The sequence below is a fragment of the Blastopirellula sp. SH421 genome (assembly GCF_057808535.1).
This window is the reverse complement of record NZ_CM173712.1, coordinates 5,933,163-5,958,103: the sequence shown is the minus strand read 5'-3', so window position 1 is coordinate 5,958,103 and position 24,941 is coordinate 5,933,163. Positions and strand designations below refer to the sequence as shown.

Genomic DNA, 24,941 nt, shown 5'->3' with positions numbered 1-24,941 from the left:
AGAACCTGAAAAAATGAAAAACGGATCTACTCCCAACGGGTGCTAGATTGTGGCCAGGGAATGTTTTAGATGTGTTTTTTTGCGGCAAAAGGGACTATTAACTCATGAAACGCTGTTTATGGACCAAAAAGAATTTCGAGAATTCGAAATAAAAAAAGGATCCGACTGGCGAATCCTTGTGCTGCTCTGAGTTGAAATCGAGATGAAAAGCGGATCGGCTTGTGATTACTTCACCACCTCGGTTATCTCGAAGTCCTGAACAGTATCTCCTGAGGGGAAGTCGAACTTTTTGATGTAGTTTTTTCGCTTGGTCAGTGACGCGCCTTGCGGTGCATACTCGTTGGTGCTGACGCCGTCGAACGCTTCAATCCTTACGACATGCGGGCCACCGATAAAACCAATCCCATCGGCGGCGGTGTCAAACTTGCCCTCTTTGATTTGGGCGTACGACGGAGCTCCGGAGTTTCCTTGCGACGCGTCAGGTTCAAAGAAAATCGCGCCGGTTGGAACCGGTTTGCCTTGATAGGTGACCGTGCCGGAGAGTCGATGACGAGTGATCTCGTCTCGCTGGCAACCGCTGATCAATAGACTAGCGACCAGGATTGCGCCGAGTAAGCAGATAGATTGTCGCATGATGTCCCTTGGGTTCTGAATCGCAGGCTGCGTTCTCGGATCCATTATTCCGACGAACTCACTTCGCCCCCGGCGCGACTTGCGAGTCCACGGTAAATGTTCATGTCGATCGCCTGAGAAATAAATCGGACCGACCCATCCATCATGCCAAAGTTGGCTCCACCGGGATGCTCGCTGCCGTAGCCGCCGGCGTTGAACGGCATCGAGGCGCCGTTTTTTCCGTAGTTGATCGGTTGGGTATGCGTTTTTGCTCCAAGCAAGGCCACGTTGGTCGCGTCGTATTGAAGCGAACCGCGCGTCCAGGCGCGGTAGTTGATGTACTTGCCAAAAGAGAGTTCGCCAAATCCGATCGTATTGCTGGTTCCATCCAAAAGATCGCGGAAAGAATAGCTCTTGTAAGGATAGAAGACCCCTTCACGACCGACCGGCCCAAAAGAGCCAGCATCTTGTTGATAGGCGGCCCCGGTCAGCGTGTTGGTTCCGATGGGGCCTGCGTTACCGTAGTAGTGGGTTGTGTAGGCGCCTAGTTCGTCACCGGTGCCGGTCGCGCGGGCCGAAAGTTCGACCGTTCCGCTGGGGCACAGGAAACCGTCGATGCGCGTATTGGCCAGGTCGATGTTTGCGTGGTAGTCGTTGGTGTAGTCGACTTGGTCGTACAGATTTTGCTGTTCGATGAAGGGAAGCAGGCGGAACTGCAAACTAATTCGTCCACTGCTGGATGCCGCCGTCAACGGGAAATTCTGATGGATGTCGTGGTAATTATGCAGCGCTAACGCTAATTGCTTGAGGTTGTTGGTGCATTGCATCCGCCGAGCCGCTTCGCGAGCTTGCTGCACCGCCGGCAATAACAGAGCGATCAACACGCCGATAATCGCGATCACGACAAGTAATTCAACCAGCGTGAAGCCCGATGGTTTGCCGGATCTTGAGTGGTAACGCCGCATACATGTCATCCTGAATGAAAACTAAATCGCGCAGAATTTTGGAAGAGAGCAAGCTGATCAACTCAAAACCCTCCTTAAGGTTATCGGTAGATTGGCTGAAAGGCAATTCGTCTTATGGGCTTTATGGGTGGCATTTCAGCAAAAGAGCCCTGTAGCGGTATCGAAAGCTATGTTATTAGGACGTCGAAAATTGGGGGTTGTGCCGGGGAGGTTTAGTTATTCAAGGAAAGAAGAGCGATTTGCCGCGAGGTTTTTACAAAATAGAGTACGCAAATAATTGCATCTGCGGCTTGCCGTAGTTTAACTTGACTAGAGTAAACCTCCGGAAATCTGAAAAACTCAACTGTGGTTACTCAGTTGGAGAAAGAGCAGGGGTGAGGGGATGAAAGACGAGGACTTCATCGAGTTTGTCGGCGACTATATTTCGGTAGTTGCAACCGGCAGTGATTCCTATGCGCGGGCAATGACTTTGTGGAAGAGCATCGCCGCCGCTTGTGAGCAATATGATTGCTACAACATCCTTGGGCAGTCGCGCACAGTTGGTGAACTGTCAACGATGGACAGTTTTAAGCACATTGATATCTTCCGCGAGGCCGGCATCACCTGGAAACATCGAATCGCCTGGGTTGCGGTCGACCCTGACAAATATGAGCAGATCAAATTTGTCGAGACGGTGCTGAAGAATCGTGCGCTGGTGAACGGAGGGCTGTTCCGAACGGTCGAAGAAGCCCGTAGTTGGCTGCTGGCAGATGCAACGAGCGAAGATCACTCCCGCGAAGCGTCAGAATCATCGAACAAATGCTCGAAAGGCTGTTAGAAGCCAAGCCGACTTTCAATATCCCGCGAGCGATTGCTCAAGCCGGTCCCTTGATCGTCGCTGCTTTTGCCTCGAAAGGCTTGAGAGAACCCAGAGACTTCGGTGGTAACCGAGTCCATCGAGGTTTTCGCCTCTTTTTCGTCGGACGATTCTAGTTCTGTCGGTTCGGCGGTTGTTTTTTTGTTCCAAGGACGCCAAGTTTGGCATCCAACCCAGAAGTTGGCGGACATCAATAACAACAACAGGATTGTACGGTTCATAATTAGTGGTTCAGCATCGAGTTCGCTGGAATCAAGGATCGGAGTCTGTCAAATCGCCCCCCCTGCCGCTAGAGCAACTTGGATAAGAAATGAAGCTGGATGTACTAGTCGTCGCGCCCCACCCCGATGACGCCGAGTTGGGGATGGCCGGAGCAATCTTGAAGTTCAAATCGGAAGGATTGCGCGTCGGCGTCCTCGATTTAACCAGCGGTGAGCCGACTCCTTTCGGATCGCTCGAAAAGCGAGCCGCCGAAACAGCTGCTGCGACCAAGATTTTGGGTCTCGACTGGCGCGAGAATCTGGGCTTGCCCAATCGAAGTCTCGAACCAACGCTAGCAGCTCGGGAGCAGATCGCCACGGTCTTCCGCCGCGTTCGCCCGCGTTGGCTGTTTGCTCCTTATTGGGAAGACGCACATCCTGATCATTTGGCGGCGACGCAACTCGTCGATGCGGCCCGGTTTTGGTCGAAGCTCTCCAAAACCGAAATGCCCGGCGAGCCGTTTCATCCTGAACGGATCTACAACTATTACTGCGTGCACCTAAAGATGGCCATCCAACCAGCTTTCATTCTCGACATCAGTGATCAGTGGGAACAGAAAGCGGCGTCGATCGCATGCTATCACAGTCAATTTGTGGAAGGTCGCCCACCAGAGCCGCCGACCTTTCTGGATAAGCTGCGGGACGAAGCGTCGTACTGGGGCAAGGTGATCGGCACAAAATATGGCGAACCGTTCACCAGTCGCGAACCGATCGGACTGGCTAGCATGCAGTCGCTGGTTTAGCTGACACGAGAAGCGTGCCCAACTTTGAATATCACTGGTGCAATTTCTTTCACAAATCGTCCAGTCCGACTAAAGCGATTGCGTTGACTTTGCCGATTGCTGACCAATGACAAGTTTGTCCGCGCGTCAGCGTGGGTGATTGTCGTGCAGGGGGGCCTGCAAGTAACCCAAGATTCCAATGCGTTGGCTCTGGTTGATTTTGCTAGCTGGACTCCTTTGCCTGGGATGCACTGCATTTCCCGAGGTGAAGCATCAGCCGCAATATCACAATCCATTTCCGCAGCTCAGCAAAGTCGCGATTATTCCTTTCAATAATCAGAGCGACGCTCCTACGCTGAACGCCGACGATGTAACGATCGCCTACTACGGTCAGTTGCAGCGAATTCGTGGTTTCGAAGTGGTTCCGGTCGGCGTCATCATTCGCGCCATGGAAGCGACCGGGATCCGCGGTCGTGACGCTACTGAAATCCGCAAACTGGGCGAAGCGCTCGGCGTGGATGTCGTGGTAGTTGGTTCTATTACCGACTATACGCCCTACTATCCCAAGCGTATGACACTGGCCGTCAACTGGTACTCGGTCAATCCAGGCTTCCATGCGATCCCGGCAGGCTATGGTCTGCCGTGGGGGACCGCTGACGAAGAATACATTCCTGAGTCCCACGTCTGGGAAGCGGAATTCGCGCTCGCCAAAGCGCAGCTAGAAACGCAAACTCCAGACCCCCATCCGCCGACCGATCCTATGGCGGCGCAAATGGGACCGACGCCTAAGCCGCAGGTCAACGGCAGTGCTAGCATTACGGATCCGCTAGCAGATGGTGGAGTTCCCCCTGAGCAACCGCAATTGCCGGCAGGCTGGCCTGATCCGCGCGGGTTTGTTCCGCCACCTCCCAGCCTGAACCGCCCGCCGCTGCTTCCGTACGACGGGCCGATTATCTCACAGATTCGTAGTTATGACGAAAACGACAGTGATCTCACCGCATTGGCAGAATCGCACTATGACTTTTTGGACGATGCCCGCATCGGCGGGTGGCAAGGCTATTTGGATCGTAGCGAAGATTTCATTCGATTCTGTTGCTACACGCATATTACCGAGATGCTCTCCCTTCGAGGCGGCGCCGGAAAATCGAAAGTGGCGTTGAGGTGGCCCGAAAGCCGATAACGCTTATTGCCATCCGTTCCCGAAGCGTCTGGAAAGAGAGCCGCACGTGACTGAAGAGATTAACGTACTAGCATTGGTTAAAGGCGCAGAGCGCTATGTCTTCATGTTTAACGACAGTCGACGCGCTGAAACGTTGCGCATGCTCGGTCGATATGCTTCCAACCCGGAACTTAGTTTTTCGTGGTACGATGCAGCGGTGCTGAGTCAAAAGATTCGCGCCCAAGCGCCAGCTGACAAAAACGCTGCTGTTGCTAGCTCGGCCGTCAAGCCGCGCTTCGAGTTCCCCGCCAAGGGAGCGATCGATATCAGCAGCGTCGATCATCTCGACTTTGACGAATTCGAATAAGGAGATTGCGGCCGTGGAAATGCGAGCCGCCGCCGACCGCTTCCTGCGCTACCTTCAGGTCGAACGCAACGCGTCGGACCTGACGATCAAGAGCTATGGCGAAGACCTGGAAGCGCTGGTCGACTATCTTGAAGAACTTTACGCCGCTCCCGCGACGACCGGCGAAGTGTCAACCCTTGACCTGCGAGGCTACGTAGCTGCCGTCTCGGACGCCGGCTACGCCGAGACCACCGTCTCGCGCCGCTTGGCGTCGATGCGTTCGTTCTTTCGTTTCGCCCAGCGTGAAGAACTGATCGAGCGCAGCCCGGCCAAACCGCTCCGCAATCCACGTCGCAAGCGTAAGCTGCCACACTTTTTGACTGGAGAAGAGATCAGCAAACTGCTGTCGGCTCCACCAGCCAACACTGCGGCTGGTCTGCGCGACCGCGCGATCTTTGAGACCACCTACAGCGCCGGTCTTCGTGTCAGCGAACTCGTCGGTCTAAACGATAGTGATATCGATGCCGAACAAGGATTGATTCGCGTTCGCGGGAAAGGAAAGCGAGAACGGCTTGGACCGCTTGGCAGCTTCGCGACCCAGGCGCTCGACGATTGGCTAAGCAAACGCACGCTCAGTGCTCGCGCCGCAGCGGCCAAAGAAAAGCCGGTCTTCACCAACAAGTTTGGCAATCGTCTGACCACGCGCAGCGTTGGCCGGATGTTGGAAAAGTATATCGCGATCACGGGGCTCGACACGCGGACCTCGCCGCACACGTTGCGACATAGCTTCGCCACGCATTTGCTGGATGCCGGCGCTGACATCCGCAGCGTACAAGAGTTGCTAGGGCATAAGAGTCTCGTGACGACGCAAATCTATACGCACGTCAGCACAACCCGGTTGAAAGAAGCGTACGAAAAGGCGCACCCGCGTGCCCGAGTGTAAGGGATTGTCGATATTGGGAGGCGGGCATGAGTCTTATCCCCGCAACCAATTTCATACAACACTACCCTGATTGACCCCAGCGTTATTCCAGCAAGATCGTATCGTGGTCTTCGTAGGGAGGCGCACAACAGCACAGCAGGCGTAGTTCGACCGCGCCAATGTTGGTGATCTGATGCGTCGCCCCCGGCGGGATCGCGATGGCGTCGCCCACGGTTACGTTGCGGACTTCGCCGTCGATCTTCATCTCGGCCGTCCCTTGCGTGATGAAGTAGATCTCTTCGGTCTGCTTGTGATAATGGGCAATCGTCTGTCGCCCGATCGGGATCCGCGCTTCCGCCAAACTTTGCAGGCGAATCGCCGAATTGCGATGCGCGAGCAGCTCGCGAATCTCGGAGCCATCTTTGGTTGTGAAGGCCGGAACTTCGTCTAGATTGTAGATATCCATCAGTTACTCGCAGCTGTCCAAAGCACGCTGAAATCAGCAAAATAGCCGTAAATCGCCAGCACGATCATGATCAGTGCAATCCCCACCGGCCAAGCCAGCGGCCAACTGGTCATATCGACCGCGCCGCTATCCTTTTGCTCGTATGGCACGGCCATCGGCTTGATCGCGCCGATGATTAACATCATCACGATCAGCGACGCGAAAACTACCCCCAGAAAGTGAAATTCACGAAATGGCCCGGCCAACAGATTGGCCAGCGTCGGCACAAAATAGCCAAGCGCAATTACGATAAACCCGACCACTAACGCGATATTCGCGGCGATCGCCGGCACCCGCTTGGTCAGCAGGCCGATTAACACGACCGAGAAAATCGGGATGAAGTAAAGCCCGTTCATCTTTTGCAGATAGCCGAAGATGCTGTCTTGCCCGGCCAGCAGCGGCGCGAAGGTCATCGACGTCAACGCGATGATCGTGCCGAACCACTTGCCTGAGCTGATTACCTCTTCTTCCGACGCGCTCGGCCGGATCATGTGCTGATAGACGCCCAAACTGAAGAGGGTCGCGGTGCTGTTGAGTGCCGAGTTGAATGAGCTGAGAATCGCCCCCATGATTGCCGCGGCGAAAAAGCCGGCCAGCGGAACCGGCAGCACCTTTTGCACTAACTTGCCGTAGGCCAGGTCTTTGGACTCCATCGGCAGCGTTTCGTGAAACAGGTGATAGGCGATGATGCCGGGGAGCACGAGGATCAGTGGAGCCAGGATCTTCAAGAAGCCGGCGAGCAGCACCCCTTTTTGCCCTTCTTTCAAGCTCGACGCGCCAAAGGTTCGCTGAATGATTTGCTGGTTGGTGCTCCAGTAAAACAAGTTGAGCAGCAGCACGCCGGTAAACAACGTGGAGAACGGTACCGAGCTATCGGGACCGCCGATCGAGTTGAACTTTTGCGGTTCAGCTGACTTCAACGTTTCTAAAGCCGTGAACGGATTACTGTCAATCGCCGCCAGACCATACCAAACAATTAACGCGCCACCGACTAACAGCCCAAAACCGTTGAGCGTGTCCGAAACCGCGACGGTCCGGAGACCGCCGAAGATCGCATAGATCGAGCCGATGATCCCGATCAACCAGACGACAACCCACAGCAGAAACCAATCAGTCGACATCCCGAGCACAGTGGTCACATCCGCTAGCCCGAGCATGTTTTGCAGATCGAGGATTCCGATCATCCCGGTCGCGCCAGTGTAAAGAATGATCGGCAGCAGAATACCGGCGTAGGCGACAATGAAGATAAACGACGTGATCGAACGCGTGCGTTCATCAAAGCGGGTTTCCAGGAATTCAGGAATCGTCGCGATGCCGCTTTTCAGATAGCGGGGCAAAAAGAAGAGGGCCATGATCACCAACGACAACGCGGCGACCACTTCCCACGCCATGACGCAAATGCCGTCTTTATAGGCCGCGCCGTTCAGACCGACCAATTGCTCGGTTGACAAGTTGGTCAGCATCAGCGAGCCGGCGATGTACCCGCCGGTCAGCGTGCGGCCAGCCAAAAAGTACCCGGCCGACGTGCCATGCTGATCGCCGCGAGTAAGCCACCAAGTGATGACGCCGACCAGCGCGGTGAAGAAGACGAAAGAAGCGATCGTGATCGACGTATCCATGGGGGCGGACGCTCTGAAGCAAAAGACGGGGCGGGGGCAAACGCTTTAGCGTAATAAATCCCCCGCCGCCGACAAGGAGTTTTTCCTAGGCGTTATTGAGAAATTTTGCTCGACTTCCGCTGAAAGAACCACCGGTTGGCGAGCTTGCGATTTTGTTTTTTTGCGGGCTTTTTGCCGACGGAAGGTCGAAGCATTTGGTCTCAGGCCGCTCGTCAGGGTACAATGCGAACTCGATCGCGTCGCGGACTCTCCGCGAACGCGACTTCTCGCTTCGCTCCTCGTTTGCCGCATAAACCGCCGATGATCTCGCGAATCCGACTGACTTGGACCTTTTTGACCGCACTAATCGTGATGTCGCCGACGGCGATGTTACTGGCCCAGGAAGCTGCCGAAGGCGAAGAAGCCTCCGGCCCTAGCTGGGTGCTGAACTACATTCTGGTCTCGCTGTTCATCGTCTTAGGGGTGATGGCCGTCTGTTTTGCGACCACTCGTTTCGAAGAAGAGCTACGCCGCAAAGAATTGCGTGAGCTGCAAGAGAAGAACAAAGCAGGCTAAGGCTGGCCTGCGAAGCGAAAAGCGAGAATCCGCTCTGAATCAGGCAAGCCCTCTGGCAGGCCTGCGTTTACATGCCGCCTGGATGTTTGCCGGTGGTTGTCGGCGCCATCCTCCCCGGTTCTGGATAGGGTGACATAAAGTCCCGAAATTCTTCGGGATACTCATACGAGTTTCGATACTTCACTTCGGCCTGAGCGCGACCTCGATCAGCGGTATAGGTAAACAGGTACCGCTCCGCCGCTTTGCGAACTTCGTGTTTGACCTCTTCCCAAGGAATCTCGCCCGACTTCTCTTCGGTGACGCAGATCAAGTGAATGCCAAATGCCGTTTGAATTGGTCCCCCGATTTCGTCCAGCGGCACATCGAACGCGGCGTTATGAATCTCTTCAGGCAGTTGGTTGTGGCGACCGATCCAACCGACAACTCCCCCTTGCTCGCTTGAAGGGGCATTGGAATAGCGCCGCGCAGCTTCGGCAAATTCGATTTCTCCCCGTTTGATTTGCACGCGCAGACGAGCCCCAATATCACGCTGGCGTTCAAGTACATGACTTGGTTCGCTGTCGTCAGTCGTCAGGAGGATCTGGGAGAGTTTGCGTTGGGTACCGTCAAAGTCGCGACGATGCTGGTCAAAATAGCGGCGCAGGTTGTCATCGGTCAGGCTCGCGTCGGCATATCGCGGCCAGGCGATGTTCCACGCCACGCGTCGCCGCAGCATTCGCATGTCGGTATGATTCTCGGTCAGGTAGGCTTCCAGCGATTTGCCGCGTGCTTCTAGTTCTTGCTTCAAACGGCTGATCTCTCGATTGATCTCTGAAGTCGAAGGGCGATAGTCGGTGGTGTCGATAAACTGCAGCGCCAACTCGCGATCAATCAGACGATTGAGCACCGATGATTTCAGCCCGAATGGCAGGTCCAGGTCCCCTTTGCTGGCAGAGCCAAATGCAATGGAGGCCGAGCGCTCGACATCGACATCATAGATCGGAATGTTGTTGACGAACGCTTCGATCTCGACGCCGGGAGGGCGATCCATCGCTTCAAACCGAGGGTCCATGTAGCCCGTCTCCTCGTCAATTCCCCCGCCGAAATGTCCTGACCTGCCGAGGGTATCGGCGCAAATTAGCAGCCCGAATACGACTGCCAGCTGCACCAGGTGACTCGGCCAGATTTGGAATGTCATAGGGAAGACTCTCGCAACGCAGCGTGGAGTAGGAAGGTAAAGGCAGCGTAGCGTGTTAGGGGAGCGGGATGTCGTCGAGCTGGAAATCAACCGGCAGCGACACAATCGAACCAGGCGTCTTATAGACAAGCGTAAAATCGCCTGGCTCACGCTCATCGAGGATAAATTTATAGGCGATGCCGATTGCATCGGCGTCCTCTTGAAAGCGTTCAATCCCGGCATGCTCTAGCCGTTCGCCGGCGGCCGTCTCTAGGTAAACTTCGTTTGAGTCGACCCAGCCCAAATGAGATTGCAGCGCTTCGGATCCGCCGGGAAACCGCACGACAATTCGTGCGTCATACAGGTCACGGTTTTTCCGAAATTGTTCGAGCGCAACTTGCACACCACCTTTTTCTTGACGCAATCCGCGGGCATTGGTCAGGCGATCAAAACGAAACGTTTCGACACGTCCCGGAACCAGAGCAATAAACTTGCCTTGCAGTTTTTCGATGGCTTGCGACCCACGCGGCGCCAAGTTCAGCGGGATCACAAAATCGACAGAGGTCTGTCCGCTATCGACCGCGACATCGTACGAAACGGGGCCATCCGACAGTTTCAGGTTGGTCGCTTGATCGTCTGTAGAGACCAGTGCATCGAACGGAAACTTGATCAAAATCGGGGTAACATGCGGCTCCCAGGTTACCTGCAAGTTGATTCGCATCCCGTCCGAGATCGGCGGAGTCAGATTGCGATGCATCTCAATCCGCGTCGGCTCGACTCGGAAGACGCCGGTGTAGCTGGCCAGGTTCAGCGGCAAGCCGGGAGCATCCCGATTGACGAAGGCCAACGCGTTTTTCTCGCCTGCGTAAGGATAGGCGGCGAGATCTACATCAGCAAAGACGCGATCAATTGCTTGCCAGAAGAGAAGTTTCTCGCACTGGATCGAGATCTTGGGATCGGTCGATTGTTGACCAAACTTGGGGCGGAAATCGACAATGCGATTCCCCGATTGTTTTTCGATCGCAGCCAAAACTTCGCTGAGCGGCGCCTGTTGGAAATCAAGCGTAACTAGCTGCGGCTGCGTGATGCTATCGGCTTGCTGCTTTTGTAGAACCACAGTGATTCGTTCGAGCCGCGCTTTGACTTCGGCCGGCGTGCGATCAGTGATCTCGGGCAAATGGTCTAGAACATTGGGACCTAGCTCGGTCAAAGACGCTTCCGCCTCGTCGCGCTCGGCCAAGCTGCCTGCATCCAGCTGACGAATGAAATAGGCGACCTGTTTCGAAAGGTTCGCATCGGATTCATGCGGGGAAGCAGCGTCCTGAGCCTGCGCAAAGGTAGCGCAGGTGATTAGGATTGCGAGCGCTAACAGTATACTGCGCACTAAGTTAAGTCCGAATAGGGATAGAAGAGAAGGGTGCCGCAGAAGAGGTGTCTGCCACGCATTATACCGGTGTTAAGTTGATTCTCCAGCAGTTTTTCAAGACTCCGTTCGAGGGGGTGTTTTGCATTCTACATTTGTAAGGTGATTCTTCGAGTCCATTAAGCCAGAATTCATGAAAAAACTTCTCCCCCATAAGTGGCCATTGATGCTTTTGGCGCCAATCGTCTGCTGGACGGCGATTAGCACGGCCCAAGCCCAGGGCTGGACTCTGCGGCTTGATCTTGATGGTCAGGAGATCGTAGGGACCTCCTTATTCAACTCCCCGGAACAGGTCTTGATGCTGGCGACCGATGGCCAAATCTGGGAGTTTGCGCCGAGCGAGGCCGAAAACTTTGCGAAAGTCGCCGATGGTTTCACTCCCTTAAGTCAGTCGCAGGTGCGCGGCGAATTGCTCCGCGAGTTCGGCAATCAATACGAAGTCACCGGCACCGGGCACTATCTCGTTGTTCATCCTCCCGGTCAGCGAGACCAATGGGCCAATCGCTTTGAAGAGCTTCACCGCTCATTCCAGGGATATTTCACCAGTCGCGGCTTTCGGGTTGCTCCGGCCCAGTTTCCGCTGGTCGCCGTCGTCTTTCCTAATTTTGCAGAGTACGCCAAGCACTCGGCCAAGCTGGGTGTGCGTGTTTCACCGGGGATGGTCGGCTACTACTCCTCGCGCACCAATCGCGTTTTGATGTATGACGTCTCGGCAGGCCGCGCCGATGACGCTTTTTGGGAAGAGAACGCCGCGACCATGGTGCATGAGGCGACGCATCAGACGGCGTTTAATGCCGGCATACATAGTCGCACCGCCGAGCAGCCCAAGTGGATTGTCGAAGGGCTCGCGACCATGTTTGAAGCCCCCGGCGTTTGGAACTCGGCGGTCTATCGCCGCGCCAGCGATCGGATCAATCGAGGGCGACTCGATTGGTTTCAGGACTACGCCGCCAAGTCGCGTCCCAGCGGCTCGCTGCAAACGTTGATTGCCTCCGACGGCGTCTTCGCCAAGCGGGCCGATGTCGCCTACAGCGAATCGTGGGCGTTCTGCTTTTATCTGGTCGAGACCGATCCGCGACGATTCTCCCAATATCTGGCGACAATCGCCGCGCGGCCAGCAGCGGCCGAATACCCTGCCGCCCAGCGAATCGCCGATTTTGAGACTGTTTTTGGCAGCGACTGGAACATGCTGGAGGCCCGCTTCTTACGCTATATCCAAGCGTTGAAGTAAGCGACGCGGGCGTAGGACCGGCCGCGTAGATTCGTTAGAATACTGCCGTATTCTCCGCCGCCTTCTTTGTGACGCCCCACCGATGCCAAAATTCAAAGCGCTGCTGACCGATTTCGCCTGGCAAGATCTTGAAATCGAGCACGAGACCCTCGACAAAGCGGGAGTCGAGCTCATCGTCGCAACGCATACCGATGAGAACTCGCTGGCGGTTCTGGCTGCCGAGCATCAAGTAGACGCGATCCTCACCAACTGGGCCAAAGTCACTGCCAAAGTGATCGCCGCTTCGCCCCAGCTAAAGATCGTCGCGCGGCTGGGGATCGGACTCGACAACATCGATGTCGCTTACTGCACGCAGCAAAAGATTGTGGTCACCAATGTGCCCGACTATTGTGTGATCGAAGTCGCCGAGCATACGCTTGCGTTGTTGATGGCGTGTGCCCGAAAGATCGCGATGTACCATCACGCAACGCAGAGCGGCACTTACGATCTGCAGGCGGGCCCGTTGATGCGGCGCATCAGCGGCCAAACGCTGGGCATAGTCGGACTTGGACAAATCGGCGTGTTGCTGGCCGAGCGAGCGTTGGCGCTCGGTTTGAAAGTAATCGCGACCAGCCGCAGCGGTAAAACGATGCCCGGCGTCGAGACGGTCGATCTAGAGCGCGTCTTAAGCGAGTCTGACTATATCTCGCTATTAATTCCGGCGACCGCCGAAACGCGACACATGTTTGGGGCCGAAGAATTTCAAAAAATGAAGCCGACCGCTTATCTAATTAACACGGCCCGCGGCGCGCTGGTCGATCAAGAGGCGCTCGCCGCCGCATTGGAGGCCAATCAACTAGCCGGCGCCGCGCTCGACGTGCAAGACCCCGAGCCGCCAGACTTGACGCGGCCGCCGATGAACGACCCCCGCGTGATCGTCACGCCGCACGCTGCATTTGTGTCGGTCGAGTCGCTCGAAAATCTACGCGGCCGAGCGACTCGCCAGGTAGTCGACTATTTGGAGGGACGCACACCAGAGAACGTCCGGAATCCGGAAGTACTGTAGGCGGCGTTTGCCGCGTTCAGTGTTGATCTGGCTCTGGCGGCTTACTGGTCGTGGCCGGATTCGGTTTCCATGTCGGCGATGTACCGCCGAAGTCGCTCGTTTTCGTCTTGCATATCTTTGATGCGGAGCATGTTCGATACGCGTTTGAGCAACTCGACTTTGTTGACGGGTTTCGAAAGAAAATCGTCCGTTCCGGCAGTAACTGCACGTTCGATGTCTCCCAGTTCGTTGAGCGCCGTCACCATCAGGATCATGATCCGTGAGGTCGCAGGATCGCTCTTTAGTTTTTGGCAAACTTCAAAACCGCTCAGCTTGGGCATCATCACGTCGAGCAAAATCAAATCAGGCTTAAACGAGGCTGCTTTGTCGAGCGCGTCCTGCCCGTTGACGGCGATTTCGGTCTCGCAGTCCACTCCGGCAAGATAGGCTTCCAATAGTTCGACGTTGGCTTGATTGTCGTCGGCGATCAGGATTTTATTAGTCTCGGCCATCGGCCCCTTTCCGTAGGCGAATATCACGTCTCCTACGGAATTATAGGGGGAATCTCGACAGACGAGAATGACGCTAGTTCGAAGCAACTCTGCGCCGCGCCGGAATCGATTGGCTCAGCTCTTGCCGGTATTCGATCGGCAGCACTTCTCGTTCCAGCACCTCGGGATCGTAAGTGGTCCACGTTTCCTTGACGCGGCTCGCATAAACGCGTCGCATCACGTGCATGTCACGCCAGTAGCTGACATAGGCGTCTTTGCTCCAATCGCGTTGCGGCATTTGGCCGGGACTTTTGATCAATCGCCAGGCGCGAACCTGGAAGCGGCCGTGTGAACTGTCCCAGTCATAAAAGATGAGCTGGTCGATCACGTGCCGCCCTTGTTGGTCGTAAAGGTGGTTGACCTCGATCAGGTCAACCTTGTCGATAGCCGCAATTTCCTGGGGAGCGGCGCCAGCAATCGCGAGCGTCAGAATGCTCGCAGCGATGAGACTAGTCATGCTCGGTGTCCTTTCATCCATCCTTGGTTGAGGGATATACCCCTCGCCCTGTTCCGATAGCGGCGAAGGGTCGGCGAGTTGCATGCGACGTAATGCTGCATGCGGAGCAGCCTATGGCGAAATCTATGCCAAATCGCCGGCGGGATTCCGCAGAGTAGACGTTACCTGCTGGCAGGTAATACGTTGCGAAAAATAAGAAATCCAGAACCTAGCCCCATGGCACTATTGGTGATTTTGATAATGCGCACATTTTTCGCGGTTCCTCAGGGAAAATGCCTAAGCGCTGCGCATTAACAAATAAGCCAATGCCTATGTGAGTTCCGGTTATACCAATAAAAAAAGGAGAGCCGTAAACGGCTCTCCTCTCAACTTTATGGTTTGCGGTCTGCCTTACGATTTTGACGCATCTTCATCCGGCATTCGGACCATTTCGACCTGCTCACTTTGGCCACTTGCATAATGAACGAGCACCGGAGTTTCCGCTTTGGTCAAACTTTCTAGGTCAGTCTGGAAAGTCACGCTGGTGTTGTCACCGATCTGCCAGGCAACTTGCTGCGTCTTCAGATCAACGGCGCCGTGGACTGTTTGGCTGTTGCCGGTCTGGGCGTGATAGTAGGTCCCGGCCAGATTGCCCGACTTGCTAACCGCCAATTGCAGCAGCATTTTGGACGAAGTCGCGTCTTGTCCGTCGACGATCGCATAAACGCCGAGCGGCATCCATTGCTCGCCGTCATCGGCGGTCGGCAGCGGAGCGGACGAAGCCAACTGCGACGCGTCGGTCGCTTGCTGGGCGGCGTAAGCCTGTTGGTCGTCAACCGTCGTTCCGGCGGGGTAGTAGTACGAGTTGCTGTAGACATAGCTTGTCGGAGTGGCCGAAGCTCCGATCATCCAACCGGCCACGGCGCCATAGCTAGCAGCCGCCCAGGCGTTGCCGCCGGGATAGCGATAGTTCCAAGCGCCGGGATGAGCCCCATACCAGCCGTTGGAGAAGGGACGGGGTCCGTTGTTCCAATAGCCGTTCATGTTGTTGTAGATCTGACCGCCGCGAGCATCGACATTCACGTGGTTGTTGTTCACGTTGACATTGTTGATGTTCTTGTTGTTCAAGATGTTCGTATTGTTTTGGCGAACATCAACGTTGCGATTGTCCAGATTGCGGTTGTCCAGATTGCGGTTGTCAATATTACGATTGTCGATATTGCGATCGTCCAGGTTGCGATCGTCGACATTCAAATTTCGATCAGTTAGATCACGGTTATTTAAATCGCGATTCATAGGATTGGCATCACGTTGGGCCGGATCAACGTTGCCGCGTCCGCCGTCGATACCCAAAAAGCTGTTCAGCTGGCCGTTGTTCGGGCGACCATTGCCGATTGCATTACGATCGCCGGCCTGACCGTTGCCTCCAAACTTGTCGAGATTGCCTCCTTCTAAGGCGCTCGACAGACGTGAGTTGCCGCCAAAGCCTTGCTGGCCGCGATCTCCACCACCAAACTGGCCGTCGCGTCCCATCGCTCCACTGGCTGCAGGACCATTCCCACCGCCGGAGCGATCGCCCAGGTTTTGCCCGCCGCTGAAATTTCCCCCGCCAAAATTACCACCACCAAAGTTTCCGCCGCCGCCCATGTTAGGGCGAGCGCCACCGCCACCGCCGCCAGCCCCGCGAGCACCACCTGCACCTCCTCCAGCACCGCCGCGACCACCACCACCACCGCGGGGACCTGCTTCCAGGGTCATAGGAGCGATCAGTAACAAAGCCAGGGTAACGGTCGAGAGCGATATGAGACGCGACATAGCGGCGAATTCTCCAATGCGAAGCAGATAGTTCGGGACGTCCTGATGCGGACATCTTCCACCTTCAACATGGCACGCAAATCGTGTCATCGCGGAGAGGAACCGGGCGAAGCGTCGTCGCCTGAGGTATTTGAAGAGGCTGGCTTGCTGCAATCGGGGTAATCGTTACGACCGCTCTCAAGGGGCCAATCAGATTCTAGGCGAGCGAAAGGGATTGTCTGCGTCCAGCTCAGTCGGATGGGTATCGTCGACGACCTCGGCGTCGATCGATTTGAAGTTGCTCTCATCGCTGGCTGCCTGACATGCGATCGCTTGCCAAACGCGCAGCTCTTCAAAGAAGGATTCTGCTATTTCAGGACTTGGGAACGCCGACAGCGGAATTGTTGCGGCAGTCATTCCGCGCGTGTTACCAAGGTAGATCGATTGAGAGTCGTACATGACCTCTCCCAGCGCTCTCCAGCGAATTGCCTGAATCGCGAGTCGCCAGCGTACAACGATTCCCCCCGGCGAGATCGTCAGCATGCGGGGTTCTAGCAAAGTTGTTGGCACGCGCCAGCGATTGGCGAACTCGCGCAATTGAGCAAGCAGCGTTGCATTGACAAGCACGGCGGCCAGTGCAGCAGAGGTCACAATCAAGCTATGGAGCCAGGGATTGAACGCCTCATACGCATCCTCCAAAAAACGAAATCCAAAAGTAGCTTGAAGTAAGACGAAGTTGAAGAAGACCCATGAGGTGAGCGTGGCGAGAAAGCTGGCAAGAGTTATTCGCGTGCCGAGCAGGTTTTGGCTGATCGTGATCGCCCAATCCGCGCGAGTATTCTGATACGAAATCGAACCGCGGTCATCCTGGGTCCATGCCGGCAGGAACGTTTCTCCTTCCTCCGTTAGTTCAACTGCCGCCGAATGACTACGAGCCGCCCGATAATATGCAAGCGCAGTTTGATAGAACTGCTCGGCCGCTGTTGGCGATTCAAAGTGTCGATCGGCGATAATCAATGCTTCATCCATGGGCAACAACAGGACGATCGCGTCGCTGGTTCGCTCGACCGAGGTGATGTAAGCCCAGGCCTGTCGCCGGTGGTAATCGGCATGTTCTGATTCGACAAAATGGGGAGTGATGCGAATGCGAACAGGTCCTGGCCAACTAGGCGCCGCGCGTAAATGCTGTCGTGTTGCCCAAAGAGATTTGACGATGTACGTCGTCGCCGCCACGACCAGCAAGCCGCCCAATGCGATATTGCCTGATACCGCCAAACTAAACAGGACAGGAGTCGTCGTCAGTAAGATGATGATCGGATAAGTGACATACCATTCGGCGATGGTCCACCATGGCGAGGCCTGCACCATGTACTGAATATCTGCAGGTTCGTTTTCAACAACGACTTCTCGCATGATTACTTGCTTTAGGCGTGCGGCGAGCGATAGGGATTGTCGCCGTCGACCAACTCGGCTTCGATCACATCATGGTTGGGGCCAATGTCGATCGTGTCGAGCGATGCTCGGTACCATTCGACCATTTGTTCTGCAAACTGTTCGGCAGCTGCGGGATCAGGGAACGCTGCTTTAGGAATCACATAGGCGACCACCGGCAAGGTATCGCTGATATAAATCGCGTCAGGGTTGTGCACGATTTGATCCAAGGCCGACCAGCGGATCGCTATGATGACCAACCGACTGCGGACGAGCGCTGCTTGCGGCCCGATCTCAATCGTCTTCGGCAGCAGTGCGGTAGGCGAAATCCGCCAGCGATTAATCAGCTCACGCACTTTAAAAAAAGTCGAAAAGTTAATGGCCACGACCAGCAGAGTCACGAAGGCTAAGAGGCTGCTTTCGAGCCAGGGATCAAGCAGAATCGACGGTACCCCGATCCCGTTCGTACTGCCGGCAAAATAGGCCAACACAACATTGGCGACGCCGCACGAAAAGATCGATCCAAGATATCCGCGGACAGTGGTTCGAGGCTGGGTGGCGGTCGGAATGACCATGTTGACCACTTCAGCGATCGTATTCTGAAAAGCAATCGAGTATCGCAGGTCCTGAGTCCAGTCAGGCAGAAAAGTTTCGAGATTGTCCGTCAGATCGACAGTAGGCTGAGCGAGCGCGGCGGCATGATAGGCCTGCGCTAGTTGATAGAAGCGCTCCGCCGACTCGGGCGAGTCAAATTCGCGATCCGGAATAATATTGGCGCGGTTCATCGGACGCTGCAAGACGATCGCGCCAGCGACACGCTGCACCGAGATTAAATAATTCCATGCTTGTCGCGAGCGATATTCGGGGTGCTCGGCTTCGACGTAATCAGGCGTAATCCGCAGCCGAATTCGCCCCGGTTTGACCGGGATCCTGCGAAAATAGTGCAGCATCTGCCAGAGAAATCTGCCGGCAAGCAACAACGCCGATACCAATAGCAAGCCGCCGAGTACCAAATGCCCCGCCGAGAGCAAAATCAACGTTGCCGGCGCCGCCGCAATCAGCACCGAGCCGGCCCCTGTCAGGATCGACTCAGCGATGGTCCACCGTGACATGGTTCGAACGAGGTACCGAATATCTTCAGGTACGTTTTCGCATTCGATTTCCATGAAGTGTGCCTGCGTGAGATTGTGGCCTTGGTCCAGCACGTGGAGCCATTGTGGCCCAGATCACTTCGCGTCTCAAGCTTGCGGCGAGCGATAGTAGTTATCGCCGTCGTCTAATTCTGCTTCGCTAGCCTCGAAGGCCGCTGCTTCCTCGGCGGCAGCCAGCGCTGAGGCGTGCCACTGCGATGCCTCATGCGCGAAATGCTCGGCTTGGCCGTAAGTTGGGAACGATCGCTTGGGCAGTATGTAGTTGATCTGTCCGGTGTTATCGATCAGGTAGATAAAGCCAGTGTTCTGTAGCACACCGGAAAACGCACGCCAAGTTGCACAGTGAATTGCATACGGGGTCAACCGAATCACGCCGATTGGAGACAGAAAAAGGGTTTGGCGATCGAGCCAACGCTGCGGCACTGCGTTTGCCCGGCTCTGTTCTTTGGCAAGGAGCAGCAGCGAAATTATACCGACATACCAAAAGACAGCCGAAGCAACCAACGCAAACGCCGCAAAGCCGATGTGCCGAATGTTAAACGCCATGAAGGTCATCCCCGCGCAGAGTAACAGAAAGACAATGTTTTTGGTAATGCGCGAACTCATGCTGAGCCACGGATACTCGGTCGCCCCTTTCTCCAGCGCATAAGCCCAATCGGCGCGTGCGTTTTGATACTCGACGCTCAATCCAGCATCACGCGTCCAGGCAGCGAAAAAATCATCGTCGTACAGACCGATCTCTGGCAACGTGGTCTGCTGTGCGGCGACCCGGTAGTGTTCGGCCTGTTGCGCAAAACGCCGCATCTGCTCCGCTCCCGCAAAGGCGCGACAAGGAACAACGATGGCCTGAACCGGGTCGGGATAAATTAGTAGGAACTCTGCGGAATCGACCACTCGATCGATGTGAGACCAGGCGATCCGCTGGCGCCTTTGTGGACCAAGCGTCTCCAGATAATGCGGGGTCAATCGCAGGCGAATCAATCCCTGCTCGAATGCGATCGCTGGATTGTCGCGAAACAAATACTGCGCATAGCGATATAAGCAGCTGTAGTAGACGATCGCAATCATCCCGGCTACCCAGCGATATTCCAGCAGCAATGCCGGAATCACGCCAGGCAACCCAATCAACACGCCGCCGCCAATCAACAGCAGCTTGTTGCGCAGCGCCCGGCGAGGCGTCTGCAGCGGAGGAAATACGGCTGCATCTTCGTCGCCGTTTTCAAATTCAACACTGTTTTCAAACTCAACTTCCATGACGCCTATCAATTATGCGCGTGGGGATCGGTAGGGATTCTCGCCGTCAGCCGTTTCAGCGTGAATAACGTCGTCAGCAGAACTAGGCTCGTGTTGTAGTTTCGCTTCCTCCCACCAGAGCAGCGCCACGTCGGCAAAGTCGGCAGCGGCGGCTGAGTCGGCGAACGCTCTTTTAGGAATCAAACTGATTAATTGTTGGTCTTGATTCTTGAACCCAATGAATTCTTCGTTTTGTTCGATCATCCCGACGAAATCCCAGCGAATGCAAGCGGTCGTGTGTAACGCAGAACTCACATAGCCTTGGGGAGCGATCGTCAAGCGATGCGACGCCAGCAAAAGCGGCGAAATCCAACGTTGATCGAGCCATTGTACGATCAGGGTCGCCGCGTAAGTTGCACTAGCAAACCAGACAAGTGATGAAAGATACATCAGCCAGCAGATGACATCATGCAAGGGAACTTGGGAATCGGCTCCCGTCCAATAGTGGGCCATCCCCAGAAGCGGCGCGATCAGTGAGAGTGCGAGCCAGGTCAGCACGTTTAGCACACTCGCGTACATGGGGGGGCGTTTGCCGCGGAGGATTCCGTGGCGAACATAGGCCAATTCGTGGACTTCGATATCGAACCCGATCGATAAGCTTGCGGCTTTCGCCCATGGTGGAAAAATCTCGTCATCATCCAGCGGCAAGTTGACGAGCGGCTGACCGATCGCAGCCTGACGATAGTGCTCGGCCAGTTCGATAAAGCGAGCCAACTCCGTATCGTCGGCGAAGGCGCGTGTTGGGATGCATACGCACCAATTCGTCCGTAAGCGAATACGCAAATAAAGGTCGTGCATTTGGATGCTTTCGACCATTCCCCAGGCGATCCGCGTCAGGACGTATGGTTCGCGTTCTTCAAGATAGTCTGGCTGCAGGCGAATGCCGACCGTGTCTTGGGCGGTTTTAGACTTGGGCCATGCGGCGCAGTAGGCCATCCACAGCCACAGGGCTGCGAATAAGGCCAGAAATATCGTGCCAGCGACGTACTGAGCTGTCAAAAAGTAAGGAACAAACGCCGGTCCTGCAAGGACTGAAAAAGAGGCGTAGTAGATCACCCATTGCTTCCAAGCAGGCAGCACCTCTGCGGCTTGAAGATGGGCCTGCTTGTCTTCGGCGGTACTTTCAAACGCAATTTCCATCGCCCTCGCCGGGGGATTACAGCTTCAAATACTCGCGGGCCTGTTGGACCACTTCTTTCAAGCTGCCGGGTTTGAAGGGGTTCTTTAGGCCGGCGCTGTCGACCAGGCCCGAGAACGGCATCGTGCCGCCTCGTTTGCAGAGTTCGACATAGTCCTGCATCGCCGTGGCGAAGTCGCGCTGCGATCGAACCCAGAACTGCAGCGCACAGCATTGGGCTAGCGTGTAGTCGATGTAGTAGAACGGCGACATATAAATGTGCCGCTTTTGTTGCCAACGGCCGCCGGTCGAAACATGCGGCAAGTCGCCGTAGTTGGTGTCGGGCAGATAGAGCCGTTCCATCTCTTGCCAGATCGCGTGACGGCGCTCTGGCGTCGCGTCGGGTTCGGCGAAGATCGCATGTTGGAAGTGATCGACCGCGACCCCATACGGCAGAAACAGTAGAGACGTCAGCAAGTGGATGCGACGAAAACGCTCGGCCGCTTCGCCAAAGAAGAGTTCCATGTGTGGCCACGTGAGAAACTCAAGACTCATCGAGTGAATCTCGCATGCTTCATAGGTCGGCCAGACATGCTCTAGCAGCGCCGCGCCGTCAAAGCTGCTGTAACACTGGAACGCGTGTCCCATCTCGTGCGTGAAGACTTCGACGTCTCCCTTGCTGCCGTTGAAATTGGCGAAGATAAATGGCATCTCTTCGCTGGGCAGACTTGAGCAAAAACCGCCGCCTGCTTTCCAGGGGCGAATCTTCAGGTCGAGCAGGTTTTTGTCACACATCACCTGAAAAAACTTGCCCAGGTCGACGTTCATATCATTGAACATCTGCTGCGCGAGTTCGATCTGCTTTTCGTAAGAACCTTGCGGAGTCGGGTTGCCGGCGCTGTCGAACAGCCCTTCGTCCCAGAACATCAAGTCCTCAAGATTCAAGGTGTCTTCTTGCGTGCGATGGATCTCGCGGCACAGCGGCACCACATGCTCGCGCACTTCATCGCGATAGCGCGCGACGTCTTCTGACCCGTAGTCGGTGCGCGACATGCGGCGATAGGCGAGCTCGACAAAGCTGTCGTAGCCTAGCTTTTGCGCGATGCCATGTCGCAGCGTGACCAACTCGCCGTAGATCTGATCGAGTTCGGCCCGATTGGCGGCGAACCACTGCCACATAGCGCGGGCAGCGCCATAACGGACGTCGCGATCAGCGTGCTCTTCAAACTTGGCGATGCTGGAGAGATTGAACTCTTCTCCCTGGAAGTCCACTTTGGCAGCGGCGGTCAGCTCGTTGTAACGCGAGACCAGCTTCGACTCTTGCACCAGGTCGTCATGGATGCAGGGATCAAACGTGCTGTTCTGCACTTCCCACAGCTTGAACGCATGCGCGCCGAAGATTTCTTCAAGCCGGGGACGAAGCGGCGTTTCGACCAGCTTCTTTTGAATCCGGACGTTTAGTTCGGTCAGCTTGGGCGCGATTTCGTCGCGATAGTCTTGCGCCGCTTTGAAGTCAGGGTCGTGCGTCTCCTGGTTGAAACGAATTTCGACCAAGTTGCTCCACGATTCTAGCCGCCGCCGGACGCGATCCCATTTGCCAACCACCGCACGCAGCGCATCCTCCGAAGTATCGGGACGCGCCAGTGCAAGGTCCAGCTCTTGTTCGAGCACTACATACTCTGCCGTCACCTCATCCAGGCTGGGATTGGGAAGGCAGTAATTCGAAAAATCATCCATGGTCGAAAACTGGGGGAGGTAGGTCGGCTCGCGGAATCTTCTCACGCTCGGCTCAACGTAACCGCCGACCGGGAGTGCGTCTAGCGGCGAAGAGCAGATCTGCCATGGTGATTCCCCCCGCGATCGCATCCATTGTTTCGTTGACTTGACGCAGCTCGGCGTTCAAGATGGATGGACGGCACAGAGTAGGCGCTCCGGCTTTCTGACCGTGAATGACCCACCCCGAGAAATCTCATGGCCGAAGAATTCTACCTGAAAGCAAACGAAAATGCGCCGGAGACAGGCCCCTTTTCGTCGAAGAAGATGCGGCAACTTGCCGCCGTGGGTCAGATTTCGCCCGAGACCCTTGTGCGGCGGGGGGATAGCTCCTGGGTTCATGCTTCCAGTGTTCGTGGGCTAGAGTTCACCTCGAGCGGTGCTCCGACACCTGCTTTACCGCTGACAGATGCTCCGATCCCGATGGGAATACCTGTAAATCACGCCGATGAACAGGTCAGCGGATCGCCAACGGAGGGGACTAAAGGCCATTCTATTTCGCTATCTCCGCGAATGGCCGATCCCACGGGCGCTACGGGAGAAGCCCAGGTTCAAGCTCCCTCGGACGAACCTCGCCCGTTTGATGAAGCGGCGCCGACCCCGCCGTCGATTGTCGCACCCCCGCCTCCTCCCCCGATTCCGCCAGCCGCTCCCGTCGTGGAAACGAAACAGAAGCAGAAATCGGCGACGGCTGAAATCTCGGAAATGATTTCTGTCACTCCCAGTGACAAAACGGAAGGAAAAGGGAAAAAGAAAAAGGGGAAATCGCGTTCTGATCGAGCAACGTCAGGCCTTGGAAAATCAAGCGGTGGAATTGGCGCGCTATTTAGCTTCGACACCATGATCGCGCCCGCGGTCGCCAAAGTGATCTACTACGTTTGGCTATTGTTGATTTTGTTCGCCTGGCTGGGGGGGACTTTGGCCTCCCTAATCATGGGAATGATGACCGCGGAGGGAACGACGGGGATCATCACAGCGCTGATATCGTCTGGCTTTTTGTTAATCGGCGGCGGCGTCCTTGCGTTACTTTATATCTTGGGGCTGCGGATCGCGATCGAAGTGGTGATTGCCTTTTTCCGCGCAACCGATGATCTGGCCGCGATTCGAGCTCAAAACGAAGAAAAGCTGTAGACGTCCACGCGTAGTACGCTCTGCCGAAAGCGGGTCGGCGGAGCCAACTCATACGCCGCCATAACCAAAAGTTATCGCAGACATTACCCTTTCGGCACTTGCCGGATGGGTCGGCCAGGCGTCATGATAATAGGGAATAGTACTGAGCCTGTCCCGACTCGACGTAGCGAGCTGGGCCCCGCGAATAGCAGAATTTCGGATACGGAGAACAAGATCCATGAGCGTATTGGTTACGAAGGAAGCGCCTGATTTCACCGCCACCGCGGTTACCGAAACCGGCGATTTTAAGCAAATTAGCCTGTCGGATTACAAAGGCCAGTATGTTTTGCTGTTCTTCTATCCGCTCGACTTCACCTTCGTTTGCCCGACCGAGATCATCGCGTTCTCGGATCGTATCGAAGACTTTAAAGCACTCGGCGTGCAGGTCTTGGGCTGCTCGATCGATAGCCATTTCTCGCACTTGGCCTGGCGCAACACGCCTCGCGGCGAAGGAGGAATCGGCGACATTCAATATCCGATCCTGGCCGACCTTGATAAGAGCATCGCAACCAAATACGACGTCTTACTGCCAGGCGGCATCGCTCTCCGCGGCTTGTTCCTGATTGACACCAAGGGTGTCGTTCGACATCAGGTCGTAAACGATCTGCCGCTGGGTCGCAGCGTGGATGAAGCGCTTCGGATGGTCAAAGCCCTGCAGTTCCATGAAGTGAACGGCGAAGTTTGCCCCGCCAACTGGAAAGAGGGCGCCCGCACGATCAAGCCGACCCCGACCGACTCGAAAGAATTCTTCGGTGCCGAATACGCTGGTTAGTTCGGTCGCACCGCGCAGCAGTGCGGACGATTCGACGTATCGGTTACGGATGAACCACGAAAAAGGCGTCGGAATTTGCTCCGACGCCTTTTTTTACC

25 protein-coding genes are annotated in these 24,941 nt (G+C 55.7%); 10 read left to right on the top strand and 15 right to left on the bottom strand.

From position 1 onward, the window contains the following. Positions 1 to 225: 225 nt before the first annotated feature. Together SH421x_RS24200 and SH421x_RS24195 are read right to left on the bottom strand one after the other, a co-directional pair. Positions 226 to 633 (bottom strand): hypothetical protein, encoded by a 408-nt coding sequence (locus SH421x_RS24200; protein WP_488852586.1) that lies wholly within the window; start codon positions 631 to 633, stop codon positions 226 to 228. A 44-nt stretch (positions 634 to 677) separates the two neighbouring features. Next, complete coding sequence (locus tag SH421x_RS24195; RefSeq protein ID WP_488852585.1) at positions 678 to 1,577, bottom strand: DUF1559 family PulG-like putative transporter; 900 nt, start codon at positions 1,575 to 1,577, stop codon at positions 678 to 680. A 382-nt stretch (positions 1,578 to 1,959) separates the two neighbouring features. Between SH421x_RS24195 and SH421x_RS24190 the strand changes: the two genes are divergently transcribed. Next, complete coding sequence (locus tag SH421x_RS24190; RefSeq protein WP_488852584.1) at positions 1,960 to 2,394, top strand: hypothetical protein; 435 nt, start codon at positions 1,960 to 1,962, stop codon at positions 2,392 to 2,394. Here SH421x_RS24190 and SH421x_RS24185 read toward each other — a convergent pair. Next, positions 2,391 to 2,654, bottom strand: a complete 264-nt coding sequence (locus SH421x_RS24185) for a hypothetical protein (RefSeq protein ID WP_488852583.1) — start codon at positions 2,652 to 2,654, stop codon at positions 2,391 to 2,393. The genes SH421x_RS24190 and SH421x_RS24185 overlap by 4 nt on opposite strands. Before the next feature lie 89 nt (positions 2,655 to 2,743). Between SH421x_RS24185 and bshB1 the strand changes: the two genes are divergently transcribed. The 4 genes from bshB1 to xerC all read left to right on the top strand — a co-directional run bounded on the left by bshB1 (position 2,744) and on the right by xerC (position 5,863). Further along, the gene (gene bshB1, locus SH421x_RS24180) at positions 2,744 to 3,436 is read left to right on the top strand and encodes a bacillithiol biosynthesis deacetylase BshB1 (protein ID WP_488852582.1); all 693 of its coding nucleotides are present in this window, start codon (positions 2,744 to 2,746) and stop codon (positions 3,434 to 3,436) included. Between the two features lie 178 nt (positions 3,437 to 3,614). Further along, on the top strand, positions 3,615 to 4,595 hold the full coding sequence (locus SH421x_RS24175; RefSeq protein ID WP_488852581.1) for a hypothetical protein: 981 nt from the start codon (positions 3,615 to 3,617) through the stop codon (positions 4,593 to 4,595). Positions 4,596 to 4,641: 46 nt separating this feature from the next. Further along, positions 4,642 to 4,941, top strand: coding sequence for a hypothetical protein (locus SH421x_RS24170; protein ID WP_488852580.1), 300 nt, complete (start codon positions 4,642 to 4,644; stop codon positions 4,939 to 4,941). 19 nt (positions 4,942 to 4,960) lie between these two features. Further along, on the top strand, positions 4,961 to 5,863 hold the full coding sequence (gene xerC, locus SH421x_RS24165) for a tyrosine recombinase XerC (RefSeq protein ID WP_488856483.1): 903 nt from the start codon (positions 4,961 to 4,963) through the stop codon (positions 5,861 to 5,863). 82 nt (positions 5,864 to 5,945) lie between these two features. On the opposite strand, the gene SH421x_RS24160 is transcribed toward xerC, so the two are convergent. Both SH421x_RS24160 and SH421x_RS24155 read right to left on the bottom strand, forming a co-directional pair. After that, complete coding sequence (locus SH421x_RS24160) at positions 5,946 to 6,308, bottom strand: cupin domain-containing protein (protein WP_488852579.1); 363 nt, start codon at positions 6,306 to 6,308, stop codon at positions 5,946 to 5,948. Beyond that, positions 6,308 to 7,966: a solute:sodium symporter family transporter gene (locus tag SH421x_RS24155; RefSeq protein ID WP_488852578.1), complete on the bottom strand. Its 1,659-nt coding sequence runs from the start codon at positions 7,964 to 7,966 to the stop codon at positions 6,308 to 6,310. Before SH421x_RS24155 ends, SH421x_RS24160 begins: the two co-directional genes overlap by 1 nt. A 222-nt stretch (positions 7,967 to 8,188) precedes the next feature. Here SH421x_RS24155 and SH421x_RS24150 point away from each other — a divergent pair, with 222 nt between their 5' ends. Continuing rightward, positions 8,189 to 8,521 (top strand): hypothetical protein, encoded by a 333-nt coding sequence (locus SH421x_RS24150; RefSeq protein ID WP_488852577.1) that lies wholly within the window; start codon positions 8,189 to 8,191, stop codon positions 8,519 to 8,521. Between the two features lie 67 nt (positions 8,522 to 8,588). On the opposite strand, the gene SH421x_RS24145 is transcribed toward SH421x_RS24150, so the two are convergent. Both SH421x_RS24145 and SH421x_RS24140 read right to left on the bottom strand, forming a co-directional pair. Next, positions 8,589 to 9,698: a peptidylprolyl isomerase gene (locus SH421x_RS24145; RefSeq protein WP_488852576.1), complete on the bottom strand. Its 1,110-nt coding sequence runs from the start codon at positions 9,696 to 9,698 to the stop codon at positions 8,589 to 8,591. 55 nt (positions 9,699 to 9,753) lie between these two features. After that, a complete protein-coding gene (locus tag SH421x_RS24140) occupies positions 9,754 to 11,061 on the bottom strand; it encodes a hypothetical protein (RefSeq protein ID WP_488852575.1) in 1,308 nt (435 codons plus the stop codon). 172 nt (positions 11,062 to 11,233) lie between these two features. Here SH421x_RS24140 and SH421x_RS24135 point away from each other — a divergent pair, with 172 nt between their 5' ends. Both SH421x_RS24135 and SH421x_RS24130 read left to right on the top strand, forming a co-directional pair. After that, entirely contained in the window at positions 11,234 to 12,331 is a 1,098-nt protein-coding gene (locus SH421x_RS24135; RefSeq protein ID WP_488852574.1) for a DUF1570 domain-containing protein, read from the top strand. 82 nt (positions 12,332 to 12,413) lie between these two features. Beyond that, positions 12,414 to 13,376: a C-terminal binding protein gene (locus tag SH421x_RS24130; RefSeq protein ID WP_488852573.1), complete on the top strand. Its 963-nt coding sequence runs from the start codon at positions 12,414 to 12,416 to the stop codon at positions 13,374 to 13,376. A 41-nt stretch (positions 13,377 to 13,417) separates the two neighbouring features. Here the strand turns inward: SH421x_RS24130 and SH421x_RS24125 are convergent, their stop codons facing one another. From SH421x_RS24125 to SH421x_RS24090, 8 genes are all read right to left on the bottom strand, one after another. Further along, positions 13,418 to 13,867: a response regulator gene (locus SH421x_RS24125; RefSeq protein ID WP_488852572.1), complete on the bottom strand. Its 450-nt coding sequence runs from the start codon at positions 13,865 to 13,867 to the stop codon at positions 13,418 to 13,420. Between the two features lie 73 nt (positions 13,868 to 13,940). Then, positions 13,941 to 14,363, bottom strand: coding sequence for a hypothetical protein (locus tag SH421x_RS24120; protein WP_488852571.1), 423 nt, complete (start codon positions 14,361 to 14,363; stop codon positions 13,941 to 13,943). 390 nt (positions 14,364 to 14,753) lie between these two features. Continuing rightward, positions 14,754 to 16,157, bottom strand: coding sequence for a hypothetical protein (locus tag SH421x_RS24115; RefSeq protein ID WP_488852570.1), 1,404 nt, complete (start codon positions 16,155 to 16,157; stop codon positions 14,754 to 14,756). Positions 16,158 to 16,346: 189 nt separating this feature from the next. Further along, positions 16,347 to 17,549: a hypothetical protein gene (locus SH421x_RS24110; RefSeq protein ID WP_488852569.1), complete on the bottom strand. Its 1,203-nt coding sequence runs from the start codon at positions 17,547 to 17,549 to the stop codon at positions 16,347 to 16,349. An 11-nt stretch (positions 17,550 to 17,560) separates the two neighbouring features. Then, a complete protein-coding gene (locus SH421x_RS24105; protein ID WP_488852568.1) occupies positions 17,561 to 18,733 on the bottom strand; it encodes a YcxB family protein in 1,173 nt (390 codons plus the stop codon). A 72-nt stretch (positions 18,734 to 18,805) separates the two neighbouring features. Continuing rightward, positions 18,806 to 19,972 (bottom strand): YcxB family protein, encoded by a 1,167-nt coding sequence (locus SH421x_RS24100; protein WP_488852567.1) that lies wholly within the window; start codon positions 19,970 to 19,972, stop codon positions 18,806 to 18,808. Positions 19,973 to 19,984: 12 nt separating this feature from the next. Further along, positions 19,985 to 21,151 (bottom strand): hypothetical protein, encoded by a 1,167-nt coding sequence (locus tag SH421x_RS24095; RefSeq protein ID WP_488852566.1) that lies wholly within the window; start codon positions 21,149 to 21,151, stop codon positions 19,985 to 19,987. Between the two features lie 16 nt (positions 21,152 to 21,167). Then, a complete protein-coding gene (locus SH421x_RS24090) occupies positions 21,168 to 22,994 on the bottom strand; it encodes a M3 family oligoendopeptidase (protein WP_488852565.1) in 1,827 nt (608 codons plus the stop codon). Positions 22,995 to 23,099: 105 nt separating this feature from the next. Between SH421x_RS24090 and SH421x_RS24085 the strand changes: the two genes are divergently transcribed. Further along, complete coding sequence (locus tag SH421x_RS24085; RefSeq protein ID WP_488852564.1) at positions 23,100 to 24,032, top strand: DUF4282 domain-containing protein; 933 nt, start codon at positions 23,100 to 23,102, stop codon at positions 24,030 to 24,032. 217 nt (positions 24,033 to 24,249) lie between these two features. Beyond that, on the top strand, positions 24,250 to 24,843 hold the full coding sequence (locus tag SH421x_RS24080; protein WP_488852563.1) for a peroxiredoxin: 594 nt from the start codon (positions 24,250 to 24,252) through the stop codon (positions 24,841 to 24,843). The last annotated feature ends 98 nt before the right edge of the window (positions 24,844 to 24,941 follow it).